At 52.3% G+C, this 24,297-nt stretch carries 13 protein-coding genes; 8 read left to right on the forward strand and 5 right to left on the reverse strand.

What is annotated here, in order from left to right; all coding sequences use genetic code 11:
• Window positions 1-35: 35 nt before the first annotated feature.
• The 4 genes from JIN87_RS11795 to JIN87_RS11810 all read right to left on the reverse strand — a co-directional run bounded on the left by JIN87_RS11795 (window position 36) and on the right by JIN87_RS11810 (window position 8,456).
• Window positions 36-4,958 carry a 2-oxoacid:acceptor oxidoreductase family protein gene (locus tag JIN87_RS11795; RefSeq protein ID WP_200355766.1) on the reverse strand — a complete coding sequence of 1,641 codons (4,923 nt, stop codon included), beginning with the start codon at window positions 4,956-4,958 and terminating at the stop codon, window positions 36-38.
• A gap of 78 nt (window positions 4,959-5,036) precedes the next feature.
• Entirely contained in the window at window positions 5,037-5,882 is an 846-nt protein-coding gene (locus tag JIN87_RS28595) for an RnfABCDGE type electron transport complex subunit B (RefSeq protein ID WP_267909387.1), read from the reverse strand.
• A 122-nt stretch (window positions 5,883-6,004) separates the two neighbouring features.
• Window positions 6,005-7,009, reverse strand: a complete 1,005-nt coding sequence (locus tag JIN87_RS11805; protein ID WP_200355768.1) for an FAD:protein FMN transferase — start codon at window positions 7,007-7,009, stop codon at window positions 6,005-6,007.
• Window positions 7,010-7,601: 592 nt separating this feature from the next.
• The gene (locus JIN87_RS11810; protein ID WP_200355769.1) at window positions 7,602-8,456 is read right to left on the reverse strand and encodes a LolA-like protein; all 855 of its coding nucleotides are present in this window, start codon (window positions 8,454-8,456) and stop codon (window positions 7,602-7,604) included.
• Window positions 8,457-8,750: 294 nt separating this feature from the next.
• On the opposite strand from JIN87_RS11810, the gene JIN87_RS11815 reads away from it, so the two are divergent.
• The 8 genes from JIN87_RS11815 (at window position 8,751) to JIN87_RS11850 (ending at window position 21,475) form a co-directional block, all read left to right on the forward strand.
• Window positions 8,751-10,124 (forward strand): sigma-54-dependent transcriptional regulator, encoded by a 1,374-nt coding sequence (locus JIN87_RS11815; RefSeq protein WP_200355770.1) that lies wholly within the window; start codon window positions 8,751-8,753, stop codon window positions 10,122-10,124.
• A 24-nt stretch (window positions 10,125-10,148) separates the two neighbouring features.
• Window positions 10,149-11,477, forward strand: a complete 1,329-nt coding sequence (locus tag JIN87_RS28780; protein ID WP_200355771.1) for an ATP-binding protein — start codon at window positions 10,149-10,151, stop codon at window positions 11,475-11,477.
• Between the two features lie 229 nt (window positions 11,478-11,706).
• Window positions 11,707-12,411, forward strand: coding sequence for an ABC transporter ATP-binding protein (locus JIN87_RS11825; protein ID WP_234033365.1), 705 nt, complete (start codon window positions 11,707-11,709; stop codon window positions 12,409-12,411).
• A gap of 5 nt (window positions 12,412-12,416) precedes the next feature.
• A complete protein-coding gene (locus tag JIN87_RS11830; protein WP_200355772.1) occupies window positions 12,417-14,933 on the forward strand; it encodes an ABC transporter permease in 2,517 nt (838 codons plus the stop codon).
• A gap of 40 nt (window positions 14,934-14,973) precedes the next feature.
• On the forward strand, window positions 14,974-17,460 hold the full coding sequence (locus JIN87_RS11835) for an ABC transporter permease (RefSeq protein ID WP_200355773.1): 2,487 nt from the start codon (window positions 14,974-14,976) through the stop codon (window positions 17,458-17,460).
• A gap of 43 nt (window positions 17,461-17,503) precedes the next feature.
• Complete coding sequence (locus JIN87_RS11840) at window positions 17,504-18,448, forward strand: YybH family protein (protein WP_200355774.1); 945 nt, start codon at window positions 17,504-17,506, stop codon at window positions 18,446-18,448.
• Between the two features lie 351 nt (window positions 18,449-18,799).
• Window positions 18,800-20,425: a carbohydrate porin gene (locus JIN87_RS11845; protein WP_200355775.1), complete on the forward strand. Its 1,626-nt coding sequence runs from the start codon at window positions 18,800-18,802 to the stop codon at window positions 20,423-20,425.
• A gap of 447 nt (window positions 20,426-20,872) precedes the next feature.
• Entirely contained in the window at window positions 20,873-21,475 is a 603-nt protein-coding gene (locus JIN87_RS11850; RefSeq protein ID WP_200355776.1) for a nitroreductase family protein, read from the forward strand.
• 239 nt (window positions 21,476-21,714) lie between these two features.
• On the opposite strand, the gene JIN87_RS11855 is transcribed toward JIN87_RS11850, so the two are convergent.
• Window positions 21,715-24,135, reverse strand: coding sequence for an ABC transporter permease (locus JIN87_RS11855; RefSeq protein WP_200355777.1), 2,421 nt, complete (start codon window positions 24,133-24,135; stop codon window positions 21,715-21,717).
• Window positions 24,136-24,297 lie beyond the last annotated feature (162 nt).

Here is a 24,297-nt window from a genome sequence, read left to right on the forward strand (position 1 = left end):
ATTCGTGTAGATTCGAGTGATTCGTGGGTTAGAGTTTACTGGAACTTCTCGGCGCGTTTGATGAGCTTATCTACTCCCTTCTCGCTTGGATCGGCTGGAGTGCCGGGATGGATACATTTTCCGGTGCACTTTTCAGCGGCACGGACGATGTCCTTGAAGGGGCCACCCTTGGGATCCTTGACGAAGGCTTTCTTGCCGTCGTCGTACTCGAAGATCTTCGGGTTGATGACCACGCATTCGTCGCAGGAGCTACATTCTGTTTGGTCGATCCAAGCTGGTTCGAAACCGTTTGAAGCGGCTGCGGCAGGGGCTTCGCCACTTGCTGCGGGGGCAGCTGCAGCGGAGATATCGATTGGTGCTCCTTCTGCTCCAGCGAGCATGTTCATGAGGCCTTGGGCCAGCTTCTGAGCGGTTTCGCTGCGAACTTGCTGCGCGATTGCTTCAGGATCGACCTTCTTAGTGAGGCCGGCGATTCCCTTGAGCGTGCGCCAGTAGTCGCGGCGTTCTTCAGTAGACTGAACGATTTCCGCGGCCACGAGAACACGCATGAGACGGTTCTTTTTGTCGACCGACCAGATGTATGGAAAGAGACCTTCGCGGTCGTCTTCATCCATATCGAGAAACTCGACCAGCGGAACCATGTTGTCGTTCCAGGTATCAGCCGGGGCGACACGGAAGTGCTTGCGGAAGCGGCCTTCTTGGACGGCGAAGTCAGCGAATGTCATTGGAAGCTCCATCGACTGCTCATTGCCGTCGTCGTCGACGTACTTGAGCGTGTAGACTGGCCAATCGTCATCCATGGAAGGATTGCCTTCGAGCTCGATGCAATCTTCCCAAGATTCACCCGCATCTGGATCGAAGCGGAATACTGGATACGCACGTGATTCGAGGGCCATCTTGCTACGGTAAGCCGAAGCGTCGTCCGGTACACCGTGCTCTGGCTGACAGACCGAGTAGATGCTGAAGAGAGCAGGGCGGCGGGCGTTGATGCCGTCGATGTAACCTTCGATCAGGTGCGTGTAATTGGCGATGTTGCCCTGCATGATGAAGGCCGTACGGTGAGCAGCACCGATGAGGGCCATTTCCTTACGGATTTCCTTCTTACCCTTCCAGGCCTTGCCGTATGGAGCCATATCGGAGACTTGGCCGATGTAACCGGAAGTACAGGCCTGACCACCAGTGTTTGAATACACCTGAGTATCGAGGACGAAGATCTTGATTGGGCGCCCTGACATGAGAACGCGGGAAACGTTTTGGAAGCCGATGTCGAACATCGCACCGTCACCACCCACTGCTACAACTGGTGGGCAGAGGAGATACTCATCGTCCGTGAAGCTGTTCCAGTCGAAGTAGGTGAGTGTCTTCTCGAATTCCTTGAAGTCCTTACCGGAGAGTTCCGCTTCGGCTTGGCGTATGGCCTTGAAGCCTTCGCCCATTGCTCGCATGTGACCTTCGAAAAGTCCGAGGGCGACGGATGGAGCATCCTGGAAGAGGTGGTTAGACCATGGGAATGGATACGGATTGTATGGGAAGGAAGAACCGTAAATGGACGAACAACCAGTGGCGTTCTGGAAGCCCATCATAGCGCGTCCGGTTTTGGTGGTGCCTTCTTCGTAGCGCCACTTGAGATCCTTCAGCTTTGCGAGCAGATCGCTCATCCAAGTGAGCCATTCCTGATCGAGCGGAGTTCCAGCGGTACCTTCGTCGAGCGCTCCAGCGAGGGAGGATAGATTGAGGTCCTTGTCGGAGCTACGTGCGACAGCGGCCTTAATGGCGTCTGTATCCGAAATGTTAACCGTCTCGGCGAGCTTGTTCTTGAGATGGGTTTCCATCTTTTCGATCAAACCGCCGATGTATTCAACGTGCTTCTTAACGCGACGCTGCATGAGAGCGGTGACCGTGCCGGTGAAGAGGTGGAGAACAGATTTTTCACCACAACCTGTACACGCTCCGTCACCACAACTCATGGAGTTGTAGGCAGACTTGTCCATGAGCATGGTTTCGAGGGCCCCGATCTTTTCGTCGAGGTCATCGATGCGCATGTAGTCCTTAGGAGTGGTTGGGAGGTCGAGCCAGTAGTCCCATTCCTTCTCGAGCTTGGCGACGGATTCCTTGGTTTGATCCTCGGTGGTGAGGGCTCCGTCTTCACAGACGTCCACACAGAGCATACAGCCTTTACAGGTGTATGGGTTGACGGTGATGGAGTAGAGACCGCCGCTACCAGATTGGGACTTTTCGCGTTGATCGTAATATGGCTTTGTGAGGGCGAACTTGAAGTCGCCGATCGCATCGCGGAAGAGTTCGAACTCGGCAATGAGGTTTTCCTTGTCCTCGGTCGCTTCCGCGATGGTGTCGGAGATCGCGTCGATGAGGAGTGGGCGAGTGTCGAGACTCGCAGTTTCGCGGCTACCGTTGATGCCTGCGGCTGCGGCACGTAGCTTCTTCTCTACAGTGCGTACCGCCTTCGGAAGCAGCTTAACTTCGTGACCCGCTTTTTGGATACGCTTGATGGTCGTTTCAAAGGCTGCGGAAATTGGGCCCGCTAGACCTGGGATCGCAGCGTCGGGACAAACGGTGAAACAGTCGCTACAAGAGGTACACTTTTCCGGATGCCAGACAGGATGCTGGAAGCGGATCTGCGTCATGTTGCGGTAGAGACCGGTGTTAGCTGGGATGAGAGCTAGGGCTGCGAATGGATCTGCGACCTGATCGTTTGGACGACCACCGAGGTAGAAGCTACCGGTTTGCTCCCAGAAACGGTGCGTGTCGGTCTTTGGATCGCTGCTTGCAGGGGTGCGTTTGAGCATCAAAGGAAGAGCGGTTTCCTTCTTGGCAGAAGGCTCTTTCTTCGTGGAGATCTCCATGTCCTTGATCTCGTGGATTTCGTCGAAACCACGGCGGACAACGCGTATGTTATCTTCAACTACGCGAGCACCCTTGCTACCGAACTTGTATTCGATCTGTTCGTGGATCGACTTGAAGAGGCTTTCTTCGGTGAAGTTCGCAGTCTCCATCAAGTTGGAGGCGGCGAAGAACGCGCCTTGGAAGGCGATACCTTGCATACGGAACTGGAGTTCCGGATCGGTCGCTTCTTCGCGAGCAATCTTGAAGGCGTCGAGGTAGACAACCTTGATGTTGTTCGCCTTGATGAAGCGTTGCGAGTGAATCGGGAAGGATTCCCAGACTGCTTCCGGCGAATCGAGGTCGCTCTGGATGATGAAGGTCCCGCCTTTCTTCAGACCGAAGAGCGGGTTTGAGTGACTGAATACATTCGGATCCGGCGAGAGCACTGTATCCACGAAGTAGTACTCGCAGTTGATGCGGATCGGCTCTGGAGCAGCGGAGAGGTAGTAAGTTGTTGGCTGACCCTTCTTTTCGGAACCGTACTTCGGGTTGGCCTTGATGTCGTAGCCGAGCAGTTCGTTGAGGGTGATGGCGAGATTCTTACCCGTAGTGATCGCACCCCAACCACCGACAGAGTGCATGCGAACGGTGATCGCTCCTTCTGGAAGGAGATTTGGATTTTCAGAGCCCTTAACTTCGAGTTCTCCAATGTTTGGATACTTCTCGAGGAGGTTCTGTTGGTGAATCTCGTTCTTGGGAGAAACGTTCTTCTTGTGGAGGAAGTCGATGGAGAGGTAGAAGAACTTTTTCTTCGCTCCGTCTGGGAGCATGTTTTCGATCGCGCCGATAACTGCTTCTGGCTGAAGGTCGCGGCTACCCATACCGAATGAGCAAGAGTAGAGTGGTGGAGCATCACCTTGCTTGGTGTAGCTGTCGTAACCTGCGTATGGCTTCTCACCCTTGGGAGCGAGGCCGTTCTCCATGCACTTGCTGATTGTGGCACGGACTTCACGGATGACAGGAAGGTCCTCTGCGAGTGGTTGGTCGGTACGTTCGGGGATAACAACACCCTTGCGACCTTTAAGAATTGGACCGAGGAGATCGCCTGGGAATGGGCGGAACATGGTGAGGTCAACTACACCCACTTTAACGCCACGCGTTTCGCGGAGGTAGTCGACAACCGCTTCAGCGGACCCGAGGATACTGCCTTGGGCGAGCAGCAAGTAGTCAGCGTCTTCGCAACGGTAGGTGGATACGCGAGCGTGTTTGCGGCCGGTTAGTTCTTCGAACTCGGCGAAACACTGGTCCGCGATTTCTGGGATATGCTCGAAGAAGTAAGGGCGCTGTGCAGCGACGGACTGCATGTAGGCCTCTTGGTTTTGTGCGGAACCGGAGAGGACTGGGTTGTCCACATCCCAGAGGATTGGTACACGGCGACGCTTTTCACCGTAGAGAAGCTTCTGGGCAGGGGTTGGGGAATCGATGAGGTCGCTCGGTTTTCCAAGGTACTCTTCGATCAATTCGCGCTCTGGGACGCGGAGGGTTTCGATCAGGTGGGTGGTGAGGAAGCCATCTTGGCCGACAGCACCAGGGGTTAGGGATAGCTCGGCGATTTTACGGGAAATGATATTGAGGTCGGCGGCGGCCTGGCCGTTTTTGCCGAGAACCTGGAAGAAGCCGGTGTCGTCCATCAAGTGGTAGTCATCGTGACCGGCGTGGACGTTGAGGGTTGTCTTTGTAATCGCACGGCAACCAACGTTGAGAATGTAAGGGAGTCGCTTACCGACCGCACCATAAAGCGACTCGTGCATGTAGGCGATACCTTGGCCGGAGGAGAAGTTCGACGCGCGCAGACCAGTCATCGACATACCTGCAGTCACACCCGCTGCGGCGTGTTCGCCTTCTGGCTCGATGAAGATGAGTGGCTTGCCGGAGATGTTGATGTGTCCCTTGGCTGTCTCTTCCGCCCAATACTCGCCCATCTGCGTGGAGGGCGTAATTGGATACGCGCCAGCTGCGTCGCTGGACTCGCGTTCGCACATGATGACGACGGAGTTGCCGTCCATCGCTGCTGGAATTCCGGGGTATTTGACGGTGCTTTTAGATGAGACCATTTTCTTTTTGGGATGATTGGCTAAGTGTTGGGCACCGTTTTTCGGGTGCTGTGCGAGTTACGTGTATTTTTAAAGTGGTTACGATTTGTCGGGCTGGATGGGAAGCGGCTCCTTGCGGATGATTCGTTTGGCGGCGGAGCCCTTGACGGTTTTCTGGGCGTCCTTCCAAACGATGGCTCCGGTGGGGCAACGTTGGATGGCGAGTGGGGAAGCGAGGCCGTTTTTCGAGTAGTCGATAGTGGCGAGATTGTTCTTAATCTCGATTAGGCCATCAGGGGCGTCGGCTACGCAGCGGGCGCAGGCGGTACATGCGACTTCGCAATCTGCGAGAGCGTCGTCTCCTTCCGCTAGACTTTTGCAGGCGACCCAGAGGCGATGGCTGACCGGCTCGAGCGAGAAAAGACCGAGTGGACAAGCTTCCACGCAGTCATTACAGGCGACGCATTTGTCTTCATCGACGACCGGCAGGCCGTGCTCGTCCATGGTGATGGCGTCAAAGTCACAGGATACCTCGCAGTCCGCGAGGCCTAGACAACCCCACGCGCAGGCCTTTCCACCGCCACCGGCGGCCGTCGCGGCACGACAGGATTGCATGCCGCTATATTTAGAACGCATACGTGCGACGTGATTACCGCCGGCACAAGCGAGGCGGGCCACGATCTTCTCTTGGTTGCCCAATTCCACTCCTAGGAAGTCGGCGATGTAGGCCGTCATCTCCGGAGGACTGACTGTGCACTTGGAGGGATTGGTGGTTCCCGCGACACAGGCTTCGGCGAAGGCTCGGCAACCAGGGCTTCCACAGGCGCCGCAATTGGTTGCCGGTAGCAGTTCCTCGACTTCGTCGATTCTAGGGTCCTCTTGGACGTGTAGTTTTTTATTGGCTACAGTTAGAGTAACTGCGAGCGCGAGTCCGAGCGCTCCCATGAAGAGGAGCGCTCCTATAATAATGTAGAATGTAGATTCGTTTAGCACTAAGGCTGGTTCCGATCTAAATCTGATGGTTGGAGAGCTGTGGCCGCTAGGGTCAGCGGCCGCTACCTATGTGTCTACGCGATTGGGAAGTTTGTGGTATGGCTTGTATGGTTCGCCTTATCGACGAACAAAGCGTCAACGTTCGGAAGACGCTCGATGAGCTCTTTGCCTTTTTCGAGGCCCATGAGGAAGACGGCAGTTGAGAGCGCGTCGGCTTCCATGGCGGTCGGCGCAGCTACCGTAACGCTGGAGAGCTCTTGAGGGGAACGACCGCTGCGTGGGTCGAGCAAGTGATGTTGCTCGTAGTCGTCCGTAAAATGAGATTCGTAATCGCCGGAAGTGGCGAGGCAGCGACCTTTGAACGAAGCGACGCCGAGGAAGGCGTCCTCTTCACGTGGGTGCTTAATGCCGATAGTCCAGTTGTCCTTATGGGCTGGAACGCCTACGGTGCTGATTTCGCCGCTATCTATAAGTGCGTGTTCGATGCCATGTGCTTTGAGAGCGCAGGCCGCGACGTCGGCGGCGTAACCTTGAGCAATTCCATTGAGCGTCAGGGCCATCCCCTTGTTCGACAATGAGATCTGCTCTTCGGAGAGTTCGATATTCTGCCAGTTTACCAGATTCTTGGCGTCCTTTATTTCGGTGGGAGTAGGGAGTCGCTCCTGTTGTGAGGCCGCTTCGTAGGCTGCCCACAGCGGTTGTATCGACACGTCGAAGGCTCCATTCGATTGGACCGAGAGGTGTAGAGCGGTTTCAAGAACTTGGACGAGCGAAGCCTGTGGATTCGCTAAAAAACCGTCTCGGTTGAGTTTGCTCAATTGGCTATCCGGACGATAGAGACTCATTGTCTGTTCGACGCGTTCGATCGCCTCAAAGGCTTCAGTAAGAGCATCGCGGGCTACCTTACGATCTGCGTGGTATGCAGTGATCGTAACGGTGGTGCCGAGTGCTTGGCCGGTCTTAGATACCTTGACCAGATGGGCAAGGTTGGGGGCCTGAGGCCCTGTGGCGTAGCGGTAACCGCACAGACCGACTGCTGCGGCGCCAAACATGCCAAATACAAACTGTCTTCGCTTCACTTTTCCTTTTCGGGGGGTGGAAAGTTGAGAGGAGTTCCGAGGTTAATTTAACTAACGAGAATATTAGGTGCGCTTCTTGAGGGTGGTCAGAAGATAAAATGACATAATTAAATAGTAAAGTAGTATTATTTAATAAATAGAACTTTTTGAGCATGGATATTGATGTCGGGACCGGGTCTCAAAAAGTTTTACGGTATCGCTATTGCGACTCGTTTTCGAGCGGTAGAAATTAACAAACTAATCGCTAGCATAACGCCGTAGTATGAAAACCGATTGTTTCGATACGATGGTAGTTCGTTCTTAGAGTCGACCAGTCGTTCTAGGAGCGAGCTTTCCACGCGATTGCTGAGCGCCTTTTCCCTTACCAATCGCGTGACTAGCACGCTCCCACTCGCAGCAAATGGCCGTTGGGACAACGGCCGCTACCTTCTCGACTGCGAAGATATCAAACCTTTTTGCAGTTGGTATTAGAGAATTTCTTTGATGGGCTTTGTTGGGAAAGGGTAGAGGGAAGGGCCTCGGTTTAGAGACCATTGATGGGTTCTAAGCGAATGTAGTAGAAATAGCGATACGAGTCTGAGGTGCCTATGGGCTAGGGGCCGAGGTTTTGATAGTCAAAGACTAGGGTGTAGTTATTAGGGCGCGAAAGGCGGATTGTTTGGAATCGATCGATGCGGCGTTGAATGCGGCGTTCATCGGGGTCTAGTTGCAGTTGAGCCTGGCTTACTTTCCATTCAAGCCATGCGGACTCTCCCAGCAAGGCGTCGCGATTGACTTCGTATTCGATTTGGCGGAGAGCGAAGTTGTTGGTGTCGATCCAGACCCTCATCGATTTGTAGCCGTCGAGTTTGAGTACGTGGCAACGCGTTTTACCGAGTTTTCGGGTCCCGGTGTGCTTGATGTCGTTGGTAAGCAGATCGTCGTGGAATGCGGGGTCGAGAAAGTCCCTCATGATGGAGACGAACCGGTTGCTGGCGAACTCAGCGTCATCGATCGCAAGGTTGAGGTTTGTGTGCTGCCTCGGCTCTTCTCTGGACTCCTCGTTTTGCGGGTACTGGTTCGAGACGATGTATAGGTCGTCCGCGGTGTAGATTTGCCCTTCGACGAAAGGGGTTTCGCTGGTGTCTACTAGGCGCCAAGACGCGGAGAAGTGAGCCGGACGGTTGTACTCGAGCGAGCAGCTATGGTTTACGGGGATGCTCTCTGATTCGAGTTGGGTCTCTTCGAGGCCGCGATCAACGTAGATGTCGATTTCCTCGATCATGGTTACGTTGCAGCTATAGTATTCAGCGTAGCCATACATCTGGAGGGTTCTACGAAGAATCGCTTCTCCGTTGTTCTTTTTGGCGAGAAGGGGGGGAGTCGTGAGCAAACAGCATAGGGCTATGGCCAGCGCGGTCTGCAATCGCTCGATCTTGAGCGGGGAGGATGGGATGCGTGGAGTCATGGTTGGATCAGGTCTCTTTCGATTGTCTAGGGCTACCATAGGTCGTTTTGCGAAACTGTCAAAAGAGCGGTTCCGGAAGCCTGTAGAGCGCAAAAAAGGGGGAGATCATGCTTTGTGCCATTTTCGGAACTGGGGCTTTTCGATATTGGCACAAAACGCCTACCGCAGGTGGTTTTGAGTCCTTTGTTAAGGGAGGTAAAGGGAGACATTGGAGGTGCGGCATAGCAATTGCTGAAAGCCACTGCCTCGGCGAATTGCAATATTAGAGAATCTGACCTCCATTATTAAAATCCAATGAAACCCAACTCTGTGCCCCATCCGAGGATTCTTGTGTGCGACGATGAACAAGATGTCCTGGCTTCCGCTCGTTTGTTATTCAAAAACGAGGAGGTCGATTGCGTGACCGTCACCAACCCTGTGACCGCGTTCGAAAGCATCAGGGAAGATGAGTTCGACATGGTGTTGCTCGATCTCAACTACTCGCGAGATACGACCTCTGGAGCCGAAGGGCTTCAATTGATAGAAAGGGTTCGTGAGGAGGACACTAAACTGCCGATTGTTGTGACGACTGCCTGGGCGACGGTCGAGATTGCGGTTCGGGCGATGCGCAACGGGGCAAACGACTTCATAACGAAGCCGTGGGACAATGAGCGTTTGTTGAGTATCGTGAGAAACATGCATGAGCTCTCTCGGCTGCAGCAGCGTGAGCAGCGGCTGGTGGATGAAAACGATGTGCTGAGACGTTCCGATGAGAAGCAGGACATTGTCGGTGACTCGTCCGCGATGGTGGCGGTTCGCGAAACGATCTGCCAGATAGCTCCATCGGATGCCAATATACTGATTACCGGTGAGAACGGTACGGGAAAGTCCATTTTCGCTAAGTGTATCCACGATATTTCCAAACGCTCGGTCGGTCCCTTTATCTCGGTCAATATGGGCGGTATTTCGGATAGCCTTTTTGAAAGCGAACTGTTTGGGCATGTGAAAGGCGCGTTCACCGATGCGAAGTCTGATCGAACGGGGCGTTTCGAGCTTGCGGATGGGGGCACATTGTTTCTGGACGAAATTGGAGAATTGAGCGCGAGTCATCAGACAACCTTGCTTCGCTTGTTGGAGACGGGGGAGTTCGAGCGGCTTGGGTCTTCGAAAACGCGCAAAGCGGATGTCCGAATTATAAGCGCGACGAACGCTGACTTGGAGCAACTGGTTAACGATGGGAGGTTTCGTAGAGATTTGTATTATAGACTGAATACAGTGCCCATACACATGCCTCCCCTTCGGGATCGAGAGCAAGACATCGTGGGACTGGCTCAGATGTTTCTGGAAAAGTACACGAAACGGTACCGCAAGGAGATTACCGGTTTTTCCAAGGAAGCTCTCGCCATCATTAAAAACAATGATTGGCCGGGCAATGTCCGCGAAATGGATCACGCGGTTGAACGGGCCGTGCTGCTTTCTACGGGCGACCGAGTGGAACCGGCATCGCTGGTGTTGTCCGCTTCGCCGAACAAGAGCCAGAGTCTTGACGACATGAGCCTCGAGGAGGTCGAGACTTACTTGATCAAGCGGGCTCTGAGACGGAGCGATGGCAACGTGAACGAGGCGGCGGACGCTCTCGGCTTGAGCCGCAGCGCGTTTTATAGGCGGCTGCGAAAGTACTCCTTGTAGAAGCGACTCGAAACAAGTGTAGATGTGAACTCTCTAAAGAAGATGACCAATCACTCGAAGGTGATGTGGCTCTGTTTGCTTAGCGGTTTTCCAGGGCTGATCTTCATGCTGGTCACTTTTTTTCGGGAAGACTACTCGATGCTTTCTATAAGTACGATCGTGGTAGTCGTGTCGGCAGTGTACCTCTTCTGTTTTGTCTATCTCTACAAGCTGGTGGTGCACCCTTGGCAAGTTATGGCGAATGTGATCTCAGCTTTCAAGGAGCGAGACTTTACGCTTAGAATCAAGTATTCAAATGTTGATGACCCGTTGGAGCTTTCGTTTTTGGAGCTGAACAGCCTTGCCGATTGTCTGCAGAACCAACGAATGGATGTTATCGAGACGCATGAGCTTCTCTCAAAGATTCTGCAGGAGGTGGAGGCGGCGGTGTTCTGTTTTGACGAGGAGGAGAACCTCAAGATGGCCAACGAGTTTGGTCGAGAGTTGTTTGCCTGCGAGGGGGATGCCCCGCTCAGCGGCACAGCGAGCGAACTAAACCTCAAGCCTTTCCTAAGGGAAGCGCTGCAATCTTCTCATGAGATCGAGTTCCCGGGCCGGAAAAGTCGTTGGCTGGTGAAGCGTAGCATTTATCGCGAGGGCGGCATGCCGCACACGATGCTTTTGGTAGCCGACCTGCAAGGCCCATTGAGAGAAGAAGAGCTCGACGCGTGGAAAAAGCTGATACGCGTGCTAGGGCATGAGCTGAACAATTCGATGACCCCGCTTCGCTCGATGGCGGATAGTCTGAAGCGGATTGTGCGTCGCGATCCGCTTCCGGACGAGTGGCGAGAGGATGTTTGCGGAGGGTTGTCGGTTATAGAACGGCGAGTGGAAAGCCTGAGTCGCTTCGTGACGGGGTACTCGCAGTTGGCCCGTCTGCCTGCACCGCAGCTGGAACCGTTTTTCCTGAAAGACCTTCTGGAAAGGGTTACTACGTTCGAATCGCGTTGTAAGGTAGATTTGGAGTTCGGGCCCGAGGTAGAGCTGTCCGGAGATGAAAGCCAGCTAGAGTTGGTTATCACGAACTTGTTGAAAAACGCTGCTGAAGCGCTTGAAGGCCGGGATGGGGTTACGTCTGTCGGCTGGGATCTGGTCGACGAGGAGGCTGTCATCCGTATCAAGGATGAGGGGCACGGGCTCGCCGGTGAGGATAATATTTTCGTGCCCTTCTTTAGCACCAAGGCGCAAGGGAGCGGGATTGGCCTGTTTCTTTCGCGTCAGATCGTCGAGGCTCACCATGGTCGGCTCACGCTCGAGAATCGAACGGATAGGGCGGGGTGTGTAGCGACTATCGCACTACCTGTTGGGTTATGAATACGTATCGACGAGCTCGTTTCGAAAGTGGAATTTATTCTGTGCCAAAACTGGCACACAGCGGTCGCATACTGGCGCGTGAATTGAATGGCGCTTTTTTAAGCTACTGTTGGGCAAGTTCTTGAAGTGTTGGTGTTTTGAGTTGGCACATCTAATGCAAATGTGAAGCCGTCCTAATTCTCAGCGTGTCTCCTACACGTTCAACTCAAGCTCTAGCCCACCGACTGCCATGAAAGATGCGCCGATTATTCAAATGGAAGGCATCATGAAAATCTTCTATAGTGATGAGATCGAGACCTATGCTCTCTCTGATGTTTACCTAACAATCAAAGAAGGGGATTTCGTCTCGGTAGCTGGACCTTCCGGTTGCGGTAAATCCACTCTGCTTTCGATTCTTGGTTTGCTGGAAACCCCGACAGACGGGCGGTATTGCTTGGATGGGTTGGACGTTCGCGACCTTGGCCGAAACGAGCTCGCATACGTGCGAAACGCCGAGATCGGCTTTATCTTTCAGAGTTTCAACTTGATTGGCGATCTCACAGTTGAAGAAAACGTAGAGCTTCCGCTTGCCTACGGAGGCATGCCAGCTGAGGAGAGGAAAAAGCGTGCCAAGGAAGTGCTCGAACGAGTGGAGATGAGCCACCGAAGAAACCACTTGCCGTATCAACTTTCTGGAGGTCAACAACAGCGGGTTGCGGTAGCTCGAGCTTTGTCAACTACTCCAAAGATCCTGTTAGCGGACGAGCCTACCGGAAACTTGGACTCGAAGAACGGGGATCGAGTGATGGATCTACTAAAAGAGCTTCATGGCGAAGGGACCACCATCTGCATGGTCACTCACGACAGTCGCTACAATGCTCATGCCGACAGGGTTTTGAGCCTCTTCGATGGAAGAGTCGTGAATGAGGAGGGGCTGGTGGAAGTTACGGTTTAGACAAAATGTATTCGAAAACAGGATATGATAAGGTGATGAGCTTTTTTACCAACATCCGCTTCGCATTTAGATTATTGGCCAAGAATCCGGGCTCTACAATAATGGCCATAGTGGTGATGGCGACTGGCACAGGTGTCGCCATCACCATGTTTGCTTTCGTGAATGGTGTCCTGTGGAGTTCGCCCGATTTCGCGAAGAAGGGGACGATCTACAACATCGATTGGGTGGAGCGTGATAAGTATAAGAACTCACAGAGAGTCAGCCCCTTGGATTACGAAATCTTCGAATCTGAGTCTGAGCAAATTGATGAGATGACTGCTTACATGGGATGGCGGGCTCCAGTGTACAATCCGTCTAGCGATGCATTCGCTAAGGAGTACAACTACAAGAGAGTTTCTGTGAATTTCTTCGAATTTTTGGGCGAGAAAATGCACCTAGGCCGGTCCTTTTTACCGGAAGATGTCTCTCGTGAGAAAGATGATACGGTAGTGATCTCGCATGCGCTCTGGCGCGAGCAATACGGATCGAATGAAGAAGCGGTTGGATCAACGCTTATGGTTGGCGGTCTTCCTCACAAAGTCGTGGGAGTCGCCCGGCCTGGTTTCAGGTTTCCGGATGACAATAATCTATGGAAAGCGTCGGATTGGCCTGAGCCCCGCATGAGTACGTCCCCATCGGGAACAGGAAGACGGCATTGGGTTAAGGTCTACATGTTGGCTCGACTGAAAGAGGGCGTTACCCCGCGACAAGCAGAGGCTGAACTAGCGACCATTGCCGAGGGAATCGCCAACGAGTATCCAGAAAGCAATGATAACCTGCTGCGAATGAACGTGGAACCCTTTACGGAATGGTACATTCGCGACGAGGTAGAAAACCGTGCCTATGGACTCTTCTTATGCTCGTTCCTGGTGTTGGCCGTTGCGTGCGCTAATACATTCAATCTGATCATGTCTCGTACGGCTAGCCGTACCTCGGAGCTTTCCATCCGCTCCGCTCTTGGAGCGAACAGGGCTCATATTGTGGGGCAGGTTGTTTTGGATGGATTGGTCCTGACGAGTATCGGTGCTTTGGGCGGGGTGCTGATTGCAGGATGGAGTTTGAAGTTCATCTGGTCTTTTTTCAAAAGCGGCTACAGCGATGCCTATTGGTGGCATATGAATCTCGATGCGAAAGTAATGGGATTCGTTGTCGGTCTCGTGTTCGTTTCTTCGGTTGTTTCCAGTCTGGTTCCGGGGTTGCGGGCCGCTCGCTCTGCAACGGCGGAAAATCTCAAGGACGATGCTCGAACCTCTTCGGGCTTATTTGTGGGTAGCCTTTCTCGGTTAATCTTAGGGTTCCAGATTTCGGCGAGCAGTGTGCTCGCATTCGTGAGCATCCTAATGCTAGCGGTTTGGTACAAGTCGAATACTCGCCCTTGGCCCATTGAACCAACCGAAATATTGAGTACCGGGTTTAACCTTGCGGGGCTTGGGGAAGACGAGCACGACCCGATATTGGTTGAGGCTCCTCGTGCAATGAAAGAACGCTTAGAAGCGTATCCGGGAGTGGATTCGGTCAGCTTCACAATCAAAGCTGTCTGCGGAATTTACGGGGGAACTTTTCTTCCATTCGAAATGGAGGGAGAGGACTACGAAAACTCGCGTCAAAAGCCCAAGGCTAGGGTTATGGGTATCGACTTAGGCTATGAGGACGTGTTTGACGCGAAACTGCTCGCGGGACGGATGTTCAATTCCCTGGATACGAAGGAGACAGAGGCTGTGTGCATCGTGAGTAAGCGTTTCGTCGACTATTATTGGCCAGGTGAAGATCCGATTGGGAAGCGGATCCGGTTTAACGATATCCATTGGATCCGAGATGGGTTCCTTACAGTAGTCGGCGTTATGCCCAAGCTAACCAGAGCCCCGCTAGGCAAGGAGAGTAGCGACTTATCCAACATTGGAGACATTAAGATTTACACACCACTTGCCCAGGGAACGCATGCGGAACTAGGAATGCAGCTAAGATCAAAAGGTGATCCGCGTCGCTGGATACCGACGATCCGACGCGAGCTCGCGAAGATCGGACCTCAGTATACTCTGATCACCAACACTGTGACCGTGATGGAGGACGAGTATCGCTTTCTAGCGAAAGAGAATCTGACGTTAACTATGTTTGGCTTGTTCGGTGCCGCCTCTCTCGTTCTGGGAGCAGTGGGACTCTATTCGATTATGAGCTTTGATACAGGGCGGCGTTTTCGAGAGTTTGGAATTCGCATGGCTCTTGGAGCCGATTCCAAAAATGTAGTCTATGCTGTGATACGAAATGGAATCGCAACCTTAGCAATTGGAAGCTCATTCGGTCTTGTCCTTGGGCATACCCTGACGGTTCTCATGCAAGAATCGCTGGAGATAAATGTGATGCCACTCGGCTTCGTGTATCCAGTGGTGGTTGTCCTGTTAATTACGAGTATGGGGGTCGCGATGGGAGTGCCAGCCTGGAAGGCCTCGAGGACTCCGCCGAGTCAGGCTCTAAGGGTAAATTAGCTTTGTATCCAAAACACCCTGTAAACCGAAGGGATCTCATATGAAATTTTTTAGCAATATTCGATTCGCATTTAGATTATTGGCCAAGAATCCGGGGTCGACTCTATTGGCCATAGTGGTGATGGCGACCGGCACGGGTGTCGCCATCACCATGTTCGCCTTCATAAATGGAGTGCTTTGGAGCCCGCTGGAGCTAAACGAGAAGCGGGAGATTTATCATATCAAATGGACCGAGGCTGATAAGCTGCGAAATCGGAAAGAAATCCACCCTCTGGATGTGGATGTGTTTGAAATGGAGTCTCAGAGCTTCGAGAAACTGACGGCTTTTCGTTGGGGTAAACATTCGTTCTACAACCACTTAGGAAACAGCTTAGCCGAACGTCTTGATCTGGCGATTGTACGGCCCGATTTCTTCGAGTTCATTGGCGAGGAACCTATGCTTGGCAGAACCTTTACGGAGGAGGATGCAGCATCCGGTGAAATGGATAAGGTCATCATTTCCCATGCGGTATGGCGGCGACACTTTGAGGCGAAGGAGGATGCTATTGGTGCCACTGCGATGTTAAATGGAAGGCCTCGTACTATTATCGGAGTAATGCGACCCGGATTCACTTTTCCGGAAGTGCAGCAGATTTGGTTAGCAAACAACCAACCGGAGGCCATCGAGAAAGGTCGCGAGAGTTGGCACCGATTGAATTTGTTAGGGGTGCTCGCAGACGGTGCCACTGTTGCCCAAGCGAAGACTGAATTTAACACTATTGCCAAGCGGCTAGCGCAAGAGTATCCCAAGACAAACGAGAACCTCCAGTCGGTGGACATCATACCCTATGTCAGTTGGTATGCTCAGACATCAAACGGGGATCAGTTCAACACGATTTGCTATGCGTTGCTCTTCTGCGGACTACTCGTTTTAGGAGTAGCCTGTGCCAACGTTTTCAATCTGATCATGGCACGAACCGCAACCCGGACTTCGGAGCTTTCGATTCGAAAGGCGGTGGGAGCTTCTAAAATCCACATTATTATGCAAGTCGTATTGGATGGGTTAATACTAACAACAATCGGCGCTCTCGGTGGTACATTGCTAGCAGGATGGGGCTTAAAGCTCATTTGGTTTAAATTCTCCCAGCAGGAGTACGTTCCCTATTGGTGGCATATTGAGATGGATGCTACTGTTATCGCTTTTGTTGTTCTCCTTGTTTTGGGCTCAGCCTTTGCATCGAGTCTCGTACCGGGCCTACGTGCGTCTCATACTTCGGTGGCGAACAACCTTAAAGACGATGCCAGAACATCTTCAGGACTTTTTTTAGGTTCGCTATCGAAATTTATTCTCGGCTTTCAGATAACCGCGACAGCAGTACTGGCATTTATCAGCATCACTATGCTGTTAATTTGGAGTCACTTAAAGTCGAGAGACTTAAGCTATGATTCAGATGCAATAATTACCGAGTCTGTAGATTTGAGTCCTTTTGTCTGGGGAGATCGAAAAGGGAAACTGAACGAGTTTATAGATACGTTTAATGACCGAATGATGGCTCTTCCAGGGGTAGAAGCTGTTGCATGGTCAACCAAAACCGGTGGAGGAGCGTCCAAGGGACAATGGCATGAAAGAACTAACGCGTTCGAGGTCGATGGGGTAGTGTATGAGCCAGGTGACCAGCGACCGCTCGCCTCTCAGATCCTGATTTCAGACCAATTCGAAAAGGTATTCGGTTTAGAACCGGTGCTTGGACGAAGTATGACGGAAATGGATACGGACAAAACTCAACAGGTTTGTGTCGTTAATCAAACTTTCGTCGATTACTATTGGAAGGGAGAAAACCCGATAGGGAAACGGATCAGAATGCCTGGGGTCAATTGGTTTGGTACTGGGTATCGAACCGTTGTTGGTGTGTTGCCAAATATAATGCCTAAACCGCATCCAGGAGAGAATCTGTCAGATGGGGTTTATCAGAAAATATATTTTCCGATTTCGCAGGCTTCTCGCCCACACTTGAACATATTGGTTCGTGCAGAGGGTGATCCAACCCGGCTGATTGAACCCATGCGGCGAACGTTGAGGGATCTGGCACCGGATATCGCCTTCAATGGAGACCCGATGACGCTAACTGGATTCATCGATCGAGAAATGGCGTCGAAAGATCTCGTTTTTGCTATGTTCGGTATATTTGGCGTTGCTTCGCTAATTCTAGGAATCGTTGGACTGTATGCAGTGGTGAACTTCACCACGAAACAACGATCGCGAGAGTTTGGGATTCGCATGGCTCTGGGAGCGAACACGACTGTGATCCTTCAAACTGCGATGAAGCGTGGGCTCTTCTTACTCTGCATTGCTGGGACGCTTGGAGTTGGAATTGGGCATTTCGCTTCGACAGTCCTTAAGTCTTCGATCGAGCTGAATACCTTACCAATAGGGTACACCTATCCACTCGTATTCGCAACTCTAGTACTAGGACTGGGTACCGCACTGATCTTACCCGCAATACGAGCTTCGCGGACCCCTCCTAATAAGTCCCTTCGCATTGAATAGAGGTAATACGAATTTGTTACGTTAACCACTAATCCAACATCAGATGAAAATTCAAAAGTTAACTGTCTTCTCAGGGCTACTGTTTACACTCTTGATCACGAGTGTCCTTCAGGCTCAATCACGCGATTCATTCCTTCCAGACGACTTCGTTGTTCCTGAACGATTGGAGACTGATAGTTTTATCCTGCGTCCGCTAATGCCTAAAGACGCGGTCAAGGATTATGAAGCGTTTATCACGAGTGTAGACCACATTAGGGGAGGAGAGTACCACCAGGCGAACGGGCTCTACTGGCCGTCTCAACAATCCACAGTCGAGCGCAACCGAAAGGACCTTGAATGGCACTATAAGCGGCACCTGGCGAAAGAGGATTTTGCCTTTACCGTATTGACGCCTGACGAATCCGTATGCCTTGGCTGCGTATACATTCTTCCGGCTAAGAGCAATGAATACGATGCGACTGTCAAAATGTGGGTCAGGAAAAGTGAATACGACAAAGGCTTTGATGCTGTGTTGTACGAGACGGTTAAGAAATGGGTTGCTGACGAGTGGCCGTTTAAGACCCCAGGCTACCCAGGTCGTGAAGTGCCCTGGCCGAAATGGATCGCTATGGAGAACGATTATTCGATTCGCGAGATCGGGTCCCAATGGGATGAGGCCTTTAATCGTGGCGACGCAGAACGTCTTGCGAATCTGTATTCGACAAAGGTTGTAAGTATGCCGCCAAATAGGGAAACGATACTCGGGCGGAGATCGTTCGTTGAGGATATGGATGCCTTCTTTGAAGCCTATGACGCGGTGAGCCATACGACCATCGACTCGGTCGAATTTTCAGGGAACACGGCCATCGAGCGAGGGCGTTATTCGCTAGAGGCGAAAATGAAGGACGACTCGGGCGGTATCAGCGAACAGGGCAAGTATTTGAAGGTGTACAAGAAGAGTAAACGTCAGTGGCCAATCGATACGGAAATTTGGAACCTGGACTCGTGAGAAAGACAGATTAGGACAGTCATTCGGGCTAGAGTGGAGGCGTGGGGCAACTCGCTTTGATAGTGCAGAGATTGCCATTTGTTTAGAGCTTTTTGAATACAAAGCGTAACTGGGCGGGGTAGGGTTAACCCTTGAAATGGGGAGCTTTGCTGCTCAAATTGCTAGTGCTGAATTGGCGACTTTTCTTTAGACGTGATGAAGTACTTCAAAGGGCTGCCTATAAGTGATCTACGCTTTAACTTAGTGGAATTGCTCTGAGATTTGACGTGGTGGAATTGCCGATTATGATCCATTCCAGCGTCGCTGATGTCGGCGCTTGCTTGTAGAACAAACTCAAATCCACATTCTGCTATGACACTACGTAACCTCGTTGTTACACTTGCTGCTGTGCCCGTATGGGCGTTTGGGCAATCTAACGCGGCCGATGAGGCTGCTCAGCTTCGGGCGGAGCTCAATGAGCTTCGGCAACTCTACGAAACGAGAATTCAAGCTCTCGAGGCTCGGCTCGAGAGTATGGAGCAGGCTCAGCAGATGGAGGAAGAGCAGGTTGAGACGGTGAGAGTTCCCGATCCGCTTCCTGCCTCGGCTACGGTTGATCCTGTTGAGGAAGAGCTTGAGCGCTACCTGAAGGAGGCCTACGCGAACACGACGGAGTCTCGTTCTATTTCACAGAACATGGAGGACACGCTGTTCGATGAGCGCGTGGAAAATGTACTGCAAAACTTCTTGGATATCTCTGGATACATGCGTGCAGGTTACGGGCGGAATGACACGGGGGGACCGCAGGTCGGTTTCGGAGCCCCGGGAGCCGGGGCCAAGTATCGACTGGGCAATGAGCCGGAAAATTTTGGTGAGTTGATATTCTCCAAGTCCTTCTTTGTAGCGGATCGCTTTTCGCGAGACGCTCAAACCCGAGCGAAGGATGATCCGATCGCCCACGTGCAGGTGCGTCTCGACTTCTACAACCCGCATGAAAGTTTCTCCTCGGGAAGCGATACTACTTTTGGGTTTCCTGAAGCTTGGGCCTCGATTGGAAACGTGCTTGAAGGCCAACCTCAGGCTAAATTCTGGGCGGGGAACCGGTTCTATCGTCGCCATGATATCGGCGTGAATGATTTCTTCTTCTGGAATATGAGCGGAGGAGGCGGTGGTATCGAAGATGTGGATATCGGAAACGGGGCTAAGATGGCATTTGCTTGGATCGGACATGGGTCCCGTAGCGGAATAACCGACGTACCTGAGCCTGACCCAGAGAATAAGGCAGGGTTCAGCAAGACGAACTTCGATCTACGAGCCTACGATATACCGTTCCTCTCAGGGCACCTCGAGGCAGGATTGGTCTACTCAAGCGTTAAGAGTGGCCTAGATGCAAATGGTCAGGAGGCGCCGGATACGGATGGGCTTGCTGTCAGTCTCGTGCATACGAAATCCGGTTTCCTGAGTGATGACGGTGTCAACAAGTTCTCGATCCAGTATGGTCAGGAAGCCGCGAAGACCTTCACCTCTGGTTTCGAAACCTTTACGAATTCAAGTGGCAGTTTTATTCAGCCCGACTTGCCGGGATCTTGGAGAGTGCGTGTCACGGAGAATTTCACCGCTAATTTGAGCGACTCGTTCTCGTTGGGACCTGTTTTTGTGTATCAATACACGGACTACGGTGACAATTACGGGAATAGTGAATGGATTTCCGCAGGCGTTAGGCCTATCTTCCACTTGGACAAGAACTGGAGTTTGGCTCTCGAAGGGGGCTACGACTGGGTGGATGACGACTTTCTTGGCGTGAGTGACGGCATGTTTAAGTTTACGATCGCTCCGCAGTTATCCATAGGAAACCGCTTTAGCAGTCGCCCTGTTATTCGTGCTTACGCTACTTGGGCGGACTGGGGCTCCGAGTTCATGGGAATGGTCGGCGGAAACGATTTTGCTGACGAGACCGAGGGCGGCAACTTCGGTCTGCAAATGGAAACTTGGTGGTGATGTGTTAGAATCCAGAAAACGTTAAGAAATTAGCTCGTTTCGTTTGATTGGCCCGTCTGTTTTAAGGCGGGCTTTTTCGTTTTGTTGGGGGGGGGCTTTGTGTCCGTTGGGGACCCGCCTTCGCGTTAAGCTTCGGCGAGGCGAGCAACGGACTCTAGCTTTAGATCAATTTTCATATGGTTGGTCGCACGAGGTAAGATTGAGTGGCCCAGTCGGCCTCAATGCAGGATGGAGTCTCCACGGCGGCCTGCGGCGAGGCCGCCCTACCTTTCGCATTCAACGAGAACGTGCCTATTCGGAAGAAAAGCACTTTAGAGCAGCGGACGTGTGGCTCTTTTCGTTTTTGTGCGGAGCGTTTGAGATTTCTCTCGAACTGAATGAAGTCACTAGCGTGTGGTATCCGTGTGCCTATTGGATACTCTTTTTCTAACTTCCTATAATCTGCTTATGAATACACTTGATGCCATCGAAACCCGTCGCTCGATCAAACACTACGACCCGGAACATGTGATGCCAGAGGAGGACTTGGCGGAACTCATTCGCTTAACGAAACTCGCTCCTTCCTCGTTCAATATGCAGAATTACCGCTTGCTGGTGGTGCGAGATAAGGAGTTGCGAGCTCAGATTCGCGCGGCAGCCTGGGATCAGGCTCATGTCACGGACGCGAGCGTGCTATTCATCCTTTGTGGCGATATCAATTCGCACCTGGCGGACCCGAGCGACTACTGGAGTCATGCTCCTCAGGAGGTCCAGGACATGCTTGGTCCGATGATTAAGACGTTTTATGAGGGGAAGGATCAGCTGATTCGTGACGAAGCAATCCGTTCCTCGGCGTTGGCTGGAATGACGTTGATGCTGGCAGCGAAGGGGATGGGCTACGACTCATGCCCGATGGTTGGTTTTGATCCTGAAAAGGTTTCCGAACTGATAAAGCTGCCGGATGGCTATGTCCTGAGTTTCATGGTTCCGGTGGGGAAACTGGCCAAGGATGCGTGGGATCGTGGTGCCCGTTTGCCGGACGAAAAAGTGGTCGCTTACGATACCTTTTAGATTTTTGGGAGACGAACACCCACAGAACTTTGAAATACAAACGGCGGTCTCTGAGAGACCGCCGTTCTACTACCCCTAGTGTATTACCCTAAACTATGAAACTTGAAACTGAGTGATTCTCGAACTGAGCTCTTATCGGCTCTGCGTTTCTGAATCTGGATACACTCTATCACGATGGGGCGAATGAGGAAATACGACTTTGGTCTTATGCTAGGAAATTCGGGGTGAAAGGTGCTCGGTTAATCTTCTCGCAGCGCTTGAGTAGGCGAGAGCTTGGTGGCTCGCCTCGCGGGTAGCCACGAGGCTGCAGTTCCGATTGCTGCGAGCATGGCGATCGCAAATGTGAACACGATTGGATCTCGGGGGGAGACTCGGAAAAGAAGATTCCCGCTGAGTAAATGAGTTGTTGAAAAGGCGAGAGCGAGACCGGCAATCAAGCCGGCCGCCATTTGGAGGATGCCTCGTTTGAGCACAAGCCGAGCGACGTGTGAGGGGTGTGCACCCAACGCGATGCGGATGCCGATTTCTTGAACTCGCCTAGCGGTAGACTGAGCGACCGAGGCGTAGATGCCTATGGAAGCCATGATGAGTCCGATTGCAGCGAAACTTAAGAAAAGCGTTCCGAATACATTGAGGAACCAATAGTTCCGCTCCATCGCTTGCTTGAGTGTGCGAATATTGAATACAGGTAGATCTGTATCCAGGTCTTGAACGATAGTCTTCAGGTCGGAAGTCGCGGACAGGGGATTGTCACCTATCGCGAGCATTATGTTCATATAGCCCCATGGCTGTTGGCTATGGGGCAGGTAGACGAGCGGAGGCGCATCCTCGTTTTGCCCCTCTTGTACAATGTCGGATACGACTCCAACAATTGTGATCCAGTCTCTCTCTTTGTCCTTTTCAGGGAAACAGAACCGTTTGCCTAGAGCAGACTCCTCGGGCCAGTGCTTGTTGGCAAACTCTTCACTCGCAATCGCTACTCGTTGATTGGATTCGATGTCTGTATTCAGAAAGCTGCGACCTTCCTGCAAAGGAATATTGGTCAGGGAAAAGTATCCCTCGCTTTGAACGATATAGGAAGCTCTGGGGGGATTTTCTGGATCGGTAATTTCTTGGCCATCTATCTCGATGTTTTTCTTGGCTGCCCCGAGTCCAGGAAGGTGACTGCTGAGAACGACTTGTTTCGCTCTTTGGAGGTTCTCGAGGCGAGTTTTCAGTTCCTTGTAGAACTCGCGTCGCTTCTCTGGAGTTGCGTAGCGTTCTTCGGCTCTCTCTGGTAGGCCGATACTCGCAGTTAGGGTGGTTTCTGCAGGAAGAAAATCGTTTAGTCCTCGGGCTTGAAAGAAGCTCCGTAGCATTAGCCCAGCACCTGTTAGCAGAACGAAAGTCATCGCGAACTGAAAGGCTACCAGTCCACTCGACAAGAGTTTCGTTCGCTTGGAGTCGGAGCCGCGTACGCCGTCCTTCAATATATTGTTCAAGTCGAGCCGGGAAGCTCGGAAAGCAGGTAGGATTCCGAACAGCAAACCGCTGCCGATAGAGATCAGGGCGAAGTAGATGAATACGCGATGATCGAGCTCGAATAGAATCCAAGAAGGTTTTCCGACGTCTTGGGTCGCTTGATCGAAGGCGTGGACTCCTAGGGCTGTGATCGTGAGACCGAGGATGCCTCCTAGGATGCTGAGGCTGACGGATTCGGTGAGCAGTTGGCGGACGATCTGGCTGCGTCTGCCTCCCAGAGCGGAACGTATCGAGATTTCCTGACGTCTCGTGAGAGCACGGCTGAGAAGAAGGTTAGCGACGTTTGAACAAGCGATCAAAAGGACGAATGCGGTCGCGGTCATCATCGCTAGAAAGACGATTCTGATAGGACCTCCATTGAAGCGTTCGTGGAAAGTGAGGACGTCTACTCCGATGTCCTCATTTGTTTCAGGATGCTCTTGTGAAATGTTTGCTGCGACGAGTGAGAGTTCGGCGTTGGCATCGTTGATGTTTGATCCAGGAGATAGCATTGCGAAGGCCTGAAGCGGGCGTTTGCTGCGGTCCTCTCGCGCATTTTCAGGACGATAGGGAATCCATACGTCTTCGTTGGAAGGGAAGCGGAATTGATCTGGCATGATGCCGATAATTTCGGTCGCTTCTCCGTTTAGCCTGACGATGCTACCGATCACGTCGGGATCGTTTCCGTAGCGCGTTTTCCAGGCTTTGCTAGAAATGAGGGCTGTTCGGTTGCTCCCGTCGAGGAAGTCCTGCTCGCTGAAAGGGCGTCCTTCAGCTGGAAGCGTTTGCAGCATGTCGAAGAGATCAGGTGTCACTCGTGCTGCGCTAAATCTCTCTGGGGCGACTCCGGTTTCGGAGAGGATTGCTTGAAACCGGTTAACACCTTCCAGCTGTTCGAGCGACTTGGTTTGCGCTTGGAACTCGGTAAAGTCCGGGTAGGAGAGGTTCATCCGCCAATTCTCGTTCTTTGGGTGTCGTCCTGACACCGATACGAGTCGCTCTCCATCAGGGAATGGCACTGGCTTGAACAGAACGGCGTTCGCCAAGGTGAACACGGTGGTGTTGATACCGATTCCGAACGCGAGGGTGACGATTATGGCGAGCGAAAACCAGGGATGGTTCCGGATCAAACGGAGAGAGGCAATGAAGTCGGATTTCATGGGAAGGCACAGTCTGCTATCGAAGGTTTTCGATATGTTGGTGGCCTACCCAATGGGAGGAGTTCTGGTTACAGCTTTGTTGGTAAGGCTTGGTGGTTCGTTTTTCTAGAGACGTTTGTCTTTCAAAAGATGTTGGGATAGCTTGTTCTTGTTCGGGCTTGC

It is taken from the genome of Pelagicoccus mobilis, from assembly GCF_016595505.1.
Lineage (GTDB): Bacteria > Verrucomicrobiota > Verrucomicrobiia > Opitutales > Opitutaceae > Pelagicoccus > Pelagicoccus mobilis.

Excerpts from the sequence above, each read along its gene's own strand:
- JIN87_RS11815 (WP_200355770.1), top strand. The coding sequence starts at position 8,751 with ATGAAACCCAACTCTGTGCCCCATCCGAGGATTCTTGTGTGCGACGAT.
- JIN87_RS11835 (WP_200355773.1), top strand. The coding sequence starts at position 14,974 with ATGAAATTTTTTAGCAATATTCGATTCGCATTTAGATTATTGGCCAAG.
- JIN87_RS11825 (WP_234033365.1), top strand. The coding sequence starts at position 11,707 with ATGAAAGATGCGCCGATTATTCAAATGGAAGGCATCATGAAAATCTTC.
- JIN87_RS11850 (WP_200355776.1), top strand. The coding sequence starts at position 20,873 with ATGAATACACTTGATGCCATCGAAACCCGTCGCTCGATCAAACACTAC.
- JIN87_RS11845 (WP_200355775.1), top strand. The coding sequence starts at position 18,800 with ATGACACTACGTAACCTCGTTGTTACACTTGCTGCTGTGCCCGTATGG.
- JIN87_RS28595 (WP_267909387.1), bottom strand. The coding sequence starts at position 5,882 with ATGGGAGCGCTCGGACTCGCGCTCGCAGTTACTCTAACTGTAGCCAAT.
- JIN87_RS11855 (WP_200355777.1), bottom strand. The coding sequence starts at position 24,135 with ATGAAATCCGACTTCATTGCCTCTCTCCGTTTGATCCGGAACCATCCC.
- JIN87_RS11795 (WP_200355766.1), bottom strand. The coding sequence starts at position 4,958 with ATGGTCTCATCTAAAAGCACCGTCAAATACCCCGGAATTCCAGCAGCG.
- JIN87_RS11840 (WP_200355774.1), top strand. The coding sequence starts at position 17,504 with ATGAAAATTCAAAAGTTAACTGTCTTCTCAGGGCTACTGTTTACACTC.
- JIN87_RS11830 (WP_200355772.1), top strand. The coding sequence starts at position 12,417 with ATGTATTCGAAAACAGGATATGATAAGGTGATGAGCTTTTTTACCAAC.
- JIN87_RS11810 (WP_200355769.1), bottom strand. The coding sequence starts at position 8,456 with ATGACTCCACGCATCCCATCCTCCCCGCTCAAGATCGAGCGATTGCAG.